The 12,477-nt window shown below is 67.1% G+C and carries 10 protein-coding genes and 1 pseudogene; 2 read left to right on the forward strand and 9 right to left on the reverse strand.

The genetic code is table 11. The features are described from left to right. Positions 1-41 precede the first annotated feature (41 nt). The 8 genes from AC1MLT_RS21780 to AC1MLT_RS21815 form a co-directional block, all read right to left on the reverse strand. Positions 42-971 (reverse strand): SDR family NAD(P)-dependent oxidoreductase, encoded by a 930-nt coding sequence (locus AC1MLT_RS21780; protein WP_481036458.1) that lies wholly within the window; start codon positions 969-971, stop codon positions 42-44. Positions 972-986: 15 nt separating this feature from the next. Then, complete coding sequence (kce, locus tag AC1MLT_RS21785) at positions 987-1,934, reverse strand: 3,5-dioxohexanoate:acetyl-CoA acetone transferase (protein WP_481036459.1); 948 nt, start codon at positions 1,932-1,934, stop codon at positions 987-989. A 50-nt stretch (positions 1,935-1,984) separates the two neighbouring features. Then, positions 1,985-2,761: an ABC transporter ATP-binding protein gene (locus AC1MLT_RS21790; protein ID WP_481036461.1), complete on the reverse strand. Its 777-nt coding sequence runs from the start codon at positions 2,759-2,761 to the stop codon at positions 1,985-1,987. Continuing rightward, on the reverse strand, positions 2,758-3,513 hold the full coding sequence (locus AC1MLT_RS21795) for an ABC transporter ATP-binding protein (protein ID WP_481036463.1): 756 nt from the start codon (positions 3,511-3,513) through the stop codon (positions 2,758-2,760). The genes AC1MLT_RS21790 and AC1MLT_RS21795 overlap by 4 nt, the downstream gene beginning before the upstream one ends. Next, positions 3,510-4,817, reverse strand: coding sequence for a branched-chain amino acid ABC transporter permease (locus AC1MLT_RS21800; RefSeq protein ID WP_481036950.1), 1,308 nt, complete (start codon positions 4,815-4,817; stop codon positions 3,510-3,512). Before AC1MLT_RS21800 ends, AC1MLT_RS21795 begins: the two co-directional genes overlap by 4 nt. Positions 4,818-4,827: 10 nt before the next feature. Beyond that, positions 4,828-5,769 carry a branched-chain amino acid ABC transporter permease gene (locus tag AC1MLT_RS21805; RefSeq protein ID WP_481036465.1) on the reverse strand — a complete coding sequence of 314 codons (942 nt, stop codon included), beginning with the start codon at positions 5,767-5,769 and terminating at the stop codon, positions 4,828-4,830. Between the two features lie 17 nt (positions 5,770-5,786). After that, positions 5,787-6,992: a branched-chain amino acid ABC transporter substrate-binding protein gene (locus AC1MLT_RS21810; RefSeq protein WP_481036952.1), complete on the reverse strand. Its 1,206-nt coding sequence runs from the start codon at positions 6,990-6,992 to the stop codon at positions 5,787-5,789. Positions 6,993-7,104: 112 nt separating this feature from the next. Then, positions 7,105-7,899 carry an SDR family oxidoreductase gene (locus AC1MLT_RS21815; RefSeq protein ID WP_481036467.1) on the reverse strand — a complete coding sequence of 265 codons (795 nt, stop codon included), beginning with the start codon at positions 7,897-7,899 and terminating at the stop codon, positions 7,105-7,107. Positions 7,900-8,060: 161 nt separating this feature from the next. Between AC1MLT_RS21815 and AC1MLT_RS21820 the strand changes: the two genes are divergently transcribed. Continuing rightward, on the forward strand, positions 8,061-10,058 hold the full coding sequence (locus tag AC1MLT_RS21820; protein WP_481036469.1) for a helix-turn-helix domain-containing protein: 1,998 nt from the start codon (positions 8,061-8,063) through the stop codon (positions 10,056-10,058). Between the two features lie 261 nt (positions 10,059-10,319). Here the strand turns inward: AC1MLT_RS21820 and AC1MLT_RS21825 are convergent. Next, positions 10,320-11,248, reverse strand: a pseudogene (locus AC1MLT_RS21825) (IS5 family transposase). Positions 11,249-11,393: 145 nt separating this feature from the next. Here AC1MLT_RS21825 and AC1MLT_RS21830 point away from each other — a divergent pair. Then, positions 11,394-12,380, forward strand: a complete 987-nt coding sequence (locus AC1MLT_RS21830) for a LysR family transcriptional regulator (RefSeq protein WP_481036471.1) — start codon at positions 11,394-11,396, stop codon at positions 12,378-12,380. The last annotated feature ends 97 nt before the right edge of the window (positions 12,381-12,477 follow it).

The raw sequence follows: 12,477 nt of genomic DNA on the forward strand, positions 1-12,477 counted from the left end.
TTGCGATTGATGGAACCGTCTTCCCGCTCGCGCCGCCGGCCTCAACCCGGCAGCGCCACGTCCATGCCGGCCTTGGCAAGTTCGAGCCGGTACTGCTCGAAACCGGTGGCCGGAACGGTCTCGTCCGTTCGGTCGTGGATCTCCTGCATCCGTGACCTCACCTGGGTGGCCACGTCTTTGCGGCTGTGTTCGTTCGGCCGACCCTCGTCGTCGCCAATGAAGATGCCGCGCGTCATCGTGATGTGGGCGCTCTCGAAGCTGCCCGCGCCGGCCAGCAGGATGGTGCGGGTCGGAGCATCGTCGCCCACGAGCGCGACCAGCCCCGGGCTCACGGCGTCCGGCTGCAGCCGCGCCAGCGCCTCGGGCGCGAGCAGGCCTTCGGTCATCGCCGTGGCCGCTGTCGGCGCCAGGCAGTTGACCCGGATGCCATGGCGCTCGCCCTCAAGCGCCAGCGTCTGCATCAGGCCCACCAACGCCATCTTCGCAGCGCTGTAGTTCGACTGGCCGAAGTTGCCGTGCAGGCCCGACGACGACGACGTCATCACGATGCGACCGTGCCTGCGCTCGCGCATGTGGTCCCAGACCGCCTTGGTGCAATGGACCGCGCCCATGACATGCACGTCCATGACCAGACGGAAGTCATCCAGCGACAGCTTGGAGAAGCTGCGATCGCGCAGTACGCCGGCGTTGTTCACCAGGATGTCGACGTGGCCCCACTGGTCGATGGCGCTGGCCACCATCGCCTGCATCTGCGCGAAATTGGTGACGTCGCCGCCGTTGGCGAGAGCATTACCGCCCGCGCGGACGATCTCGTCGACCACCGCCCTCGCGGGCGATCCGGCGTGCGTGCCCGCAATGTCGTTGACCACCGCGCGCGCGCCGTGGCTCGCCAGCGCCAGCGCATGCGCCCGGCCCAGGCCGCTGCCGGCTCCGGTGACGATGGCGACGCGTCCTTCGAGGAATCCGTGCATGTCGATCTCCCGCCTTCAGAACGCGACGGCGTCTCGTCCCTTAAGGCCGAGCATGGCACGCGCCTCGTCGGGCGTTGCGATCTCCAGCGACAGTTCCTCCAGGATGCGGCGGATCTTCAGCACCTGTTCGGCGCAGGATTTCGCCAGCTGGCCCTTGCCCAGATACAGGCTATCCTCGAGCCCGACCCGCACGTTGCCGCCCATCACCGCGCCCATGGTCAGCAGCGGCATCTGGTGGCGGCCGGCGCCCAGGATGGAGAAGCGGTAGCCGTCGCGGCCGAACAGCCGGTCCGCTGTCGCCCGCATGGTCACCAAGTTCTCCGGATCGGGGCCAAGGCCGCCGAGGATGCCGTAGATGCTCTGGATGAAGAGCGGCCCCTGGATCAGGCCCTCGTCGACGAAATGCGCCAGGTTGTAGAGATGGCCGACGTCGTAGCACTCGAACTCGAAGCGCGTGCCGCAGTCCTCGCCCAGCACCTTCAGGATGTGTTTGATGTCGCGGAAGGTGTTGCGGAAGATCAGGTCCTCCATGCCCTCTACGTAGGGCTGCTCCCAGTCATGTTTCCACTCGGAGATGCGCCGCGCCGCCGGGTGGATGGAGAAGTTCATCGAGCCCATGTTGAGCGAACACATCTCGGGCTTGGCCTTCAGCGGGTAGGCCAGGCGCTCTTCCAGCGTCATGCGCGTGCTGCCGCCGGTGGTGATGTTGATGACGGCGTCGGTGGCCTCGCAGATGCGCGGTACGAAGCGATCGAACACCGCCGGGTCGGACGAGGGCCGGCCGTCCGCCGGATCGCGCGCGTGCAGATGCAGGATCGCCGCGCCGGCCTTGGCGGCCTCGATGGACTGCTCGGCGATCTGGTCGGGCGTGAGCGCGAGGTACTCGGACATGGTCGGCGTATGGACCGATCCCGTGACCGCGCAGGAGATGATGACCTTGTCGTGTGGCTTCGTGGTTGCCATGTCGGCTTTCGATGGAAAAGAGAGAAATGGATGGAGAGGGAGACGCCGGCTCAGACGGCCAGCCATTGCGCGACGAGGGCCTCGTCGGCGGTCAGTTCCTGCGGCGTGCCCTCGAACACGATGCGGCCGTGGCCCATCACGCACACGCGGGTGGAGACCTTCAGCGCGATGGCGAGCTTCTGCTCGACCAGCAGCACCGACACGCCCTTGCGGTGCATGTCGCGGATGCACTCGCCGACCTGCGCCACGATCTTGGGTGCCAGGCCCTCAGTGGGCTCGTCGATCAGCATCACGCGCGGATTGCCCAGCAGCGAGCGGCACATCGTGAGCATCTGCTGCTCGCCGCCGGACATGCTGCCCGCGCGCGTGTTGCGCCGCTCCTTCAGGCGCGGGAAGTAGTCGAACATGTCGGCCACGCTCCAGCGGTGCGTGCCCGCCGGCGCGGCCTGCTCGCCCATGCGCAGGTTCTCGTCGACCGTGAGGTTGGCGAACACCTCGCGCTCCTCGGGCACGTAGGCGATGCCGGCGCGGCAGATTGCGTAGGGCCGCTCGCCGGCCAACTCGCGGCCCTGCAGCCGGACGTGGCCCGACGAGGGCGCTACCAGGCCCATGATCGCCTTCATGGTGGTCGAGCGGCCGGAGCCGTTGCGTCCCAGCAGGCTGACCACCTCGTTGCGCGCAACCCGCAGGTTGACACCGTGCAAGATGTGGCTCTTGCCGTAGTGGGCGTGCAGCTCGGCGACGTCGAGCAGGCGGTCGGCGGCGGCGGCGGCGGCGGCGGCGGCGGTGGCGGTGGCGGTGGCGGTGGCGGTGGCGGTGGCGTTCATGCGTGCGCCTCCTCGCCCAGGTAGGCTTCCTTGACGCGGGCGTCGTTGCGGATCTCGTCGGGCGTGCCGGTGGCGATCACCTGGCCGTAGACCAGCACGCTGATGCGGTCGCTCAGCGAGAACACGACGTCCATGTCGTGCTCGACGATCATCAATGTGCGGCCTTTCGTGACCTCGCGGATCAGCTGTGCCGTGTAGTGCGTCTCCTCCGTGGCCATGCCGGCCATCGGCTCGTCCAGCAGGATTAGCCGAGGGTCGGAGGCAAGCGTCATGGCGATCTCCAGCGAGCGCTGCTCGGAATACGCCATCTCGCCGGCCAGCGTAGCAGCGCGCGCCGTCAGGCGAACCAGTTCTAACAGACGCTCGGTCTCTCGACGGATGACGCGGTCGTTGTCGATGAACTTCCAGAACGAATACTGCAGGCCGTGCACGCGCATGACGGCCAGGCGGATGTTCTCGAACACGCTCAGCTTTGGGAACACGTTGGTGATCTGGAACGAGCGCGCCAGGCCGAGCCGGTTGATCGCCTGCGGCGTGCGCCCGCCGATCGACCGGCCGTCGAAGACGATCTCGCCGGCGCTCGGCGCCAGGTGGCCCGAGAGCAGGTGGAACAGCGTGGACTTGCCCGCGCCGTTGGGGCCGATGAGCGCGTGACGCTCGGCATTCACTAGATCGAGGTCGACGCCGCGCATGATCTCGGTCGGCCCGAACGACTTGCGCAGGCCGCGGATGCGGAGGACGGGTTCGGTCATGCGAGGCTCCGGGTGACGGGTACGTTGACGACGGTAGCGGAGGCGGAGGCGGAGGCGACGGACGGAGGCGCCGACTCGCCCTCCTCCAGCGCCCGGTGCAGGCGGCGGGCGAACCACACGAGCGCCAGGCCGACGGCGAACAGCGCGGCGGGCACCGCCCAGGTGGCCGGCGAGCCGGGCGACCAGGCGCGCGACAGCAGCGTCACGTCCGGCCAGGCGACGCCCGGGTTCATCTGCACAGCGGCGCGGTAGTCCTGCGAGAACACGCGCTGGAGCAATTCGACGGCGAACGTGCCGCCCAGGCTCAGCAGCGATGCCGCGCCTACGGACAGCAGCACCAACGGCAGCAGCCGCGCCAGGCCGAAGCGCCGGCGGAGTCGGCCCAGAGTGCCGGGCAGCCCCGCCAGGCCGGCGGGCATGAACAGCATCACCAGCACGAACAGGATGCCTTGATAGAGCAGCCACGACCGCGTCAGGTCCGACATCGCATAGCCGAAGAAGGTCATGAGCGCAGCGCCCAAGGCTGGGCCGAGGAACACGCTGACGCCGCCGATGAAGCAGTTCAGGATCACCGACGCCGACAGGGCCGGGTCAAACACCACGTAGTTCGCCGACTCGTTGGACAGCACCTGCAGCGCGCCGGCGACGCCGGAGAACATGGCCGAGATCGCGAACACCGCCACGCCCAGGCCGTGTACGTCGTAGCCCAGGAAGCGCAGGCGCTGGCTGTTCTCGCGCAGGCCGCAGGTCAGGCGCCCGAGCGGGGTGCGGGTGTAGAGGTAGAGCAATCCCACGCACAGCAGCGTCCAGCCCAGCACCAAGTAGTACACCTGCGTGGTCGAGCCGAAATCGAACCCCCAGGCCGGCATGCGCATGCTCGAGACACCGGCCTCGCCGCCGAACAGCCCCTTGAGGTGCGGCGCGAGCGAATGCACCAGCTCGGCGATGGCCAGCGTGATCATGGCGAAGTAGGTGCCGGTGCGCTTCGTCGCGAACCAGCCGGCGACGCCGCCAAACACCAGCCCGAGGCCGGCACCGACCAGCGGCAGCAGCGGCGTGGGCAGCAGCCCCGCGCCGCCCACCGCGTTCATGGCGTGCACGGTGGCGAAGGCGCCGACGCCGAAGTAGGCCGCGTGGCCGAAGGACAGCATGCCGGCCTGGCCGCAAAGCACGTTATAGGCGCTGGCGAACAGCGCGGCGATGAGCATCTGCACGGCCGCGTTGAGCAGGCCCTGCGACAGCAGCACCGGCGCGGCGAGCAGCAGCGCGACGCCGGCCGCGACGATGGACAGGGTGGTCTTCATGGTCATGGCGTCAGCCCTTCTCGCCCATGAGCCCGCCCGGACGCACCAGCAGGATCAGCAGCATCAATGCGAATGGAATGGTGGCCGACAGGCTGGAAATCTTCAGCGTCATCAGCCCGCCAACGCCCTGGGCCCAGTCGCCCACGCCCACCAAGGCCAACAGGTCGGCCAGACTGCGGTCGATGCCCACCGCCAGCGAGGTGACGACGCCGATCAGCAGCGAGGCAAGCATCGCCCCGCCCAGCGAGCCGAGCCCACCCACCACCACCACCACGAACACCATCACGCCCAGTTCGAGCGCCATGTTGGGGTTGGTCGTGTAGAAGGCCCCGGCCACTGCGCCGGCCAGGCCCGCCAGCGCCGCGCCGACGCCGAACACGCCCATGAACACCAGCGGCACGTTGTGCCCCAGGGCCTCGGCCATGCGCGGCTTGTGGATCGCCGAGCGCACCACGATGCCGACCCGGGTGCGCGTGAGCAGCACGTAGATGACCACGAACATCGCGATGGCGATGCCACCCATGAGCAGCCGGTAGACCGGGTACTGCGCGCCGCCAATGGTGAAGGCCGACACGTCGAGCGCCGCCGGAATGCGGTAGTCGACCGGGTAGTTGCCGAAGAACAGCTTGATCGACTCAGCGACGATGAACGACAGCCCGAAGGTCAGCAGCAACTCGTGCGCGTGACCGTACTGATGCACGCGCCGCAGGAAGAAGCGCTCCACCCCCACGCCCACCAGCCCAACCAGGACCGGCGATACGACGATCGCGGCCCAGAAACCGATCGCGCCCTGGAGCGTGTAGGCAAAGTAGGCGCCCAGCATGTAGAACGATGCGTGCGCAAAGTTGAGCACGCCCATCATTCCGAAGATGAGCGTGAGCCCGGCGGACACCATGAACAGCAGCAATCCGTAGACGACGCCGTTCATGAGCGAGACGAGGAACTGGTCCATGGCCGCTCTCCCGCCGCTCAGCCCGGTCGCTTCATGGCGCAGTTGGACTGCGCCGGGATCGAGGCCTCGGTCGCCGTGAAGCGCTTGACCGGCTTGAAGCCCATGTCGGTCTCGTCGGCCTTGTAGCGCGCGTCCTTCGCCACGGTGGAGACGACCATCGGCATCTGCACTTGGTGGTCGGCCGCGCGCATGCTCATCTGGCCCATTGGCGAGGTGACCTTCGCGGTCTCCAGCGCCTTGGCGAACGCGTTGACGTTGAGCTTGCCGCCCTCGGCTGGCGTGCGCTTGAGCGCGTCGGCCACCATCGCCATGCCGAAGACGGTCTGCGGCTCGATGAACGCGGGCGCGTGGCCGGTCCTGGCCTTGTACTCGTTCACGAAGCGTTCGCCCTCGGCGCCGCCGGCCTCGGCGTTGAAGGTGTGGACCACGAAGTGTCCGATAGCCAAGTCGCCGGCGTTGGCCAGATTGCCCGGCTGGTCGAGGAACACCGTGCCGAAACGCACCTTCAGGCCGGCCGACTTCGACGCCTTCATCAGCAGCAGCAGGTCGTTGGACCAGTTGCCCGTGAGCACTGAATCGGCCTTGGTGGCGGCTATCTTGACCACGTAGGGCGCGAAATCCTGCACCTTGTTGACGTCGTGCAGGGTCTTCTCGACCACCTGGTAGCCGCCGGCCGCCGCGTTGTCGGCGATGGCGCGCTCCATGTCCTGGCCCCAAGAGTAGTTCTGGTTGATCGAATAGACCCGCGTGCCCAGGGCACCGGCCTGCTTCATGGCGTTGACCAGTGCCTTGGTGCGCAACTGGGCGTCGCCGCTGAAGCGGAAGTGGTGGAAGTTGCACTTCTCGCCGGTCAGTTCCAGCGCCTCAGCGCCGACGTTGATGTAGACAATCTCGCGGCCGGGATTGCGCAGGTTGTGCTTGCGCACGTCCTCGGTGATCTGCCCACCGATGGCCGACGAGGCGCCCTGCACCACCATGTGCACGCCGTCGGCCGCCGCGGCCTTGAGCTTGTCGGCCGCGCCGGCCGGACCGCCCTGGTTGTCGTACTCCAGTAGCTGCACGGACTCGCCGTTCCAGCCGCCGGCCGCGTTGATCTGGTCGATGGCATAGCGCACCGCCGTGCGGTAGGCCTGGCCCGACGACGCCTGCGGGCCCGAGAGGGTCTCGAGCACGCCGATCTTCACCGGCGCGGCCGCGGCGGCGCCGCACACGAGCAGGCCCATTACCGGGGCGACGGCGAGGTGGGTGAGACGGTTGCGGGAAGAGGTGTCGCGTTGCTTCATGGATGTCTCCTTGTTCTGGAAGGTCTGGAAAGTCGGTGGGGAAAGTGCGGTCTCAGAGGTGTTCGAGGTTCCCGTCCACGCTGATCGCCTGGCCGGTCACGTTGCGCGCGGCCGGCGATGACAGGAACAGCGCCATGGCGGCGACGTCGTCGAGCGTGACCATGCGGCGCAGAGAAATCTTGCGCAGGTAGTCCGCGCGCATGGCGTCGAAGGACACGCCAGTGGCGGCCGCGCGCGCGCCGATCACGCCGTCCATGCGCTCGCCTTCCACCGTACCGGGCAGGATGGCGTTGACGCGCACGCCGCTCGGGCCGAGCTCGATGGCCAGCGACTTCATCAGGCCGACGATGGCCCACTTAGTCGCCGCGTAGGGTGTGCGGTAGGCGTAGCCGAGGCGGCCGGCCACCGAGCTCATCGTGATGAGCGAGGGGTTGCGGGTCGACGCCTGGAGCATCGGCACCGCGCGCCGCGCGAACAAGAACTGGCTGTGGAGGTTGACTGCGACCGTGCGCTCCCAGTCGCCGGAGGACATGTCCTGGATGGCGCCGGTGGGGCCGGCGATGCCGACGTTGTTCACCAGCACGTCCAGGCCGCCGAGCGCGCCGTGCATGTCCTCGAACACCATGTCGACGTCGGCGGAGGACGAGGCGTCTGCCATGCTCGTGGTGATCTCGGGCACCTCGGCGCCCAGGCGGTCGAGTGCCGCGCGATCAATGTCGCAGACATGGACGCGCGCGCCGGTTTCGCAGAAGGCGCGTGCAATGGCAGCGCCGATGCCCGAGCCGCCGGCGGTGACTAGCACGCGCAGTCCGGGCGCAGGCCGCAATGATTCGATGATGGAGCTCATGGGGAGGGGTTCGACCCGTGGGGTGTTGCGTTGGCATCGAGTGTCCCGGCGACCGGGAGCCGTGCCTATGTACGCTGCCCACACTCAGAAGGGGTCCGCGATGTGAGGTGACTCCGTGTCTGCTACCTTTCCCGACCATGCCCTCCCCGACCCGAACCCCGATGCGTTCTCCGCCATCGCCGATTACCGCCGCGTCCGACGACATCGCCGGCACTCTCGTCGACCTGCTGCATCGCGGCGCCTCGGCCGATGAGTTCGCACGTCTCTTGACGCAGGTTGAGGCCCTGCCCGACGGTGCGCCGGACAAGTCGGGCCGCGTCGAGCGGGTGCGCATGGCGATGGCGCTGCGCAACCGCATCGAGCTGCACGAGCAGCGCGAGCGCGGCATGCTGGCGGTGATCGAGTCGGCGCAGGACCTGTCGGGCCGGCTCGACCTGCAGGGTCTGCTCAAGGCGATCGTCAACCGCGCCCGCAACCTGATGGGCTCGCACCTGTGCTGGCTCACGGTGGTGGACGCAGCGACCGGCGAGTTCCAGGTGGTGGTGACCGACGGCGCCATCTCGCAGCGTACCGTGCGCATGACGGCCGGGCGCACCCTGGGCGTGGCGGGCGTCGTGATGTCCACGCGTCTGCCCTTCTCCACGCCCGACTACCTGCACGACACGCGCTTCGCGCATGACCCCGCGCTGGACGACACCTTCCGCGACGAGGGCGTGGCCGCGCTCGTGGGCGCGCCGCTGATCTGCGAGGACGAAGTGATTGGCCTGTTGTTCGTGGCCGACCGCTACCACCGCACGCACACCGCGCTCAACGTGTCGATCCTGTGCACGCTGGCCACGCACGCGGCGCTGGCGATCCACAACGCTAAGGCGTTCGAGGAGGCGCGCGCCGCGCTGGAGAAAGCCGACCACGCGCGCGCCGAGCTCGAGTGCCACGCGCGCGACGCCCAGGGCGCGGCCGAGGCCCACGAGCAGCTGACGTCGCTACTGGCCCGGGGGGCGTCGCTGCAGGCGATGTGCGAGGCGATCGCCCGGCAGTCCGGCGGCGACGTGCGGGTGCTCGACGAGTCCGGCCAGGTCATAGGCCGCGCGAGCGCGCCGGACCACACCGGCACGGCCGCGGGGGCCTACTCACCCAGCGGCGAACACAGCGCGGCGTTGAACGGCGCCCTGCGCGAGAGCCGCAAGGCCGGCCGCTCCGTCCCGGCCTACCGACACGGCGACGAACTGTGCCGCGCGATCGCCGTGATCGGCGGCAGCGACGTGCTCGGCGCCGTGCTGCTGTTCCGGCGCGACGACCTGCACGGCATCGCGCTGCGCACCTTCGAGCGCAGCGCGAGCATCGTCGGCGTGGTGCTGCTGTCGCAAGAGCGCGTCGAGGCCGAGCAGAGCCGCGACGTGGCCGCGCTGCTGCGCACGCTCATCGCCCCGCGCCAAGGCGAGCCGACGCTCACGCGCGCGCATGCCGTGCGCTTCGGCCTTGACCTCGCGCAGCCGCTGTGCCTGCTCGTCGTCGAGCTCGAGCAGGCGACGCGCACTGGCTTCTGGTCGCGCCGGCTGCGCGCCAACGCCGCCTTAGGCGAACGGGTGCTCGACGAGGTCGACGGCGCGCTGGTGCTGGTGTGCGGTGCCACGCTGGCGCAGGACGTGGCCGGGAAGTTCGACGCCTTCGCCCGACGCGAACTGGGGCAGGCCTTCCGGGGCATGCTGTCACGCCCCGTGTCGACACAAGAGGAGATCCCCGCGCTCTACGCAGCCGCGCGGCGCGGGCTGTCGGTGCTCGGCCGGCTGGGCATGCGCGCGGGCATCGTGGCGCAAAACGAGATGGCACTCTACTCGGTACTGTTCGAGACCCACGACCGCGCCAGCCTAGGCGCCTTCCTCGACGCCACCATCGGCGCCGTCACCGCGCACGACGCCCGCCGTGGATCGGACCTCACCGCCACGCTGCTGGCCTACCTCGACGGCCAGCAGAACGCCACTGTCACCGCCAAGCGCCTGGGCATCCACGTCAACACCGTGCGCCAGCGCTTGGCAACCATCGAGGCCCTGCTGGGCCACTGGGGCAGCAACGCCAGCCGGGCGCTGGAGATCCACATGGCGTTGCGACTGTGGCGGCTGTGTGCTGTTGATGCGATGTCAAGGTCGACCAACGCTTGAACGCGCACCGTGACCGAATCGATGCTGGCGGGCAAGCCGCAAGACCGGTCCAAGCGTCCCCGTCGTGTGATTCTCTTGGATTTGCGATTTGCGATTTGCGCCTTCGTTAATTTTCGTTTAAGGCCTTTCTTTCCATGTGTAGCAATCTTGTCAACACTTTCTTATGTTGATAGCTCACATCTCGCTGACTCACTATTACCTCAAATGGGCGCAGTTGCATAAACCAGATTTAGGCTGCAGTGCCCCTTACCCCAGACGGAGTTACGCCATGCACACTGTCTCGGGCGTGCCCGACTGGGTAAACCGGTTAAGGATCGAGACCCGGACTTGCAACTCGGTGACCTGACGTTCGAAGTCCCGCGCCATTACCCGTTCACCCAGTCTTTTGAAGCAGCCCATCTTGGTCTCCACCAAGCTGAGTCGGTGATAGCCGCTCCATTTCTTCCAGATCGAGCGCCCCAGTTCCCGGGTTGCTCTCAAGATCTCATTTCTTGCTCGAGCTCCTGCCCGGCTCTGGGCCCAGGGCTTGGCGTTTTTGTGCGTTGGGATGATGGCTATGGCGTGTCGGTAAGCAACGGCCTCGTGACAGGCCCTGGTGTCATAGGCACCTTCAGAGCTGACCGAGTGGAGTAGTTCATCCTGTGGAATCTGAGCGAGCAACTGAGGCAGCATCGGCGCGTCCCCGATGGCGTTGTCGGTGACCTCGATGGCCCGGATCTTCAGAGTCTGAGCATCCACGCCCAAGTGCACCTTGCGCCACTGGCGATCGGCAAGTCGGCACCGTGCTTTCTGATCTTCCATTCCCCTTCGCCCAGCATCTTCACACCCGTGCTGTCGACCAGTAGATGCAAACCACCTTGGCTCGGGCGTGCCGTAATGGCCACGCTCAGTGTCTTCTGGCGTCGTGACAAGGTGCTGTAGTCAGGCACGTTCCAGTCCAACTGGGCCAGCTTGAGCAGATTTTCGGCCAGGCCGGTGGCCTGCCTCAAGCCCAACATGCACTTCAATGTCAGGCAGAACTGGATGGCCGCGTCGCTGAAGACCGCAGGTCGGCCAGTGCGGCCACTAGGCACAGCCTGCCACTGGAGGTCGGGATCGAGCCAGATCATCAGCGAGCCGCGGCGCCTGAGTAAGGCGTTGTACGAAGGCCAGTTCGTTGTGCGGTATCTCGCCCGAGGGGGTTTGCTCATCACCTCAGGCTACCAAGATTACACCCTCAGCAGGGGCCTCGATGAGGAGTTATGCAACAACGCCAAATCAATCAGTCAATCGTATGAGCTGACCTTTTCAGACAGCGATATCGTTGCCACAAGCGCACCTCCCCTACAGTGCGGTATGGAACTGCGCACCCTCCGTTACTTTATCGCCGTGCTCGAGGCCGGAAGCTTGTCACGCGCAGCAGGATCACTCTTCGTAGCTCAGCCAGCGCTCACCGCTCAGATCAAGAAGCTCGAAAGTGAGCTCGGCGCGCGACTGTTCGAGCGGTCGCATGCAGGCGTCTCGCCCACCCAGGCCGGGCTGCAACTCTACGACGATGCCCGCCGACTACTGTCCGACGCCGATGCGATGCGCGAGCGCATGCAGCGGCTACCTCAGGGACCAGAGGGCTCCGTTACCGTGGCAATGCCTTTCCTGCTCGTTGCCTTACTGATGGGCCCGACACTGGCGCGGCTCAAAAGCGAGCATCCGCGCATCCGCGTGTTCGTGATCGACGACCTCAGCCTGATGGTCCGCAAGGCGATGCTCGATCGCCGTGCCGACGTGGGCATCCTCGTCAATACGCCGCAGGTCGAGGGGCTGCTGTGCCAGCCGTTGGCGCGCGAGTCGATCTACGTCTGTGGTCGCGACACGGACGGACAGGTCGAACCCTTGCTGCGCCCATCGCGGCGTCGTGCAAGCGGCCGCGTTCCTGCGTTCGACATTGAGTTCCGGCACGCAGCGGCGCTGCCACTCGTACTGCAATCGCGACGATTTTCGATCCGCCAAACGGTCGAAGAGGCTGCAGCGGAACGGCACCTGGCACTGAACGTGGTGCATGAACATGATTCCGCCCGGGTGATTCGCTCGTTGTACATGTGCGGTGCGGGCTTCACCTTCACGCCGGCCTGCACGCTGTCAGACATGCCGCATCTGATCGGCGAAGACTGGGTGATCGCCCGCATTGTCAAACCGCTGCTGCAGCGCAGCTACCAGCTTGCCATCCCAGCCGATCGACCCGCCGACGCTGCGACACAGATCGTGATCGCCACGCTGCAGCAGACCGTGACAGAGCTCATCGGTAAAGGCTACTGGGCGGCGGAATCGCTGAGCGCCGACAGCTGATCCCATCGCAGCAGAGACCATCAAGTGACGAATCCATCACTTTCGTTGATGGAGCAGGATCAGTAATCGGTATTTCCGACATGCGCGTGCTTCTGTG

The sequence above is a fragment of the Variovorax sp. PEI5 genome (genome assembly GCF_056679935.1).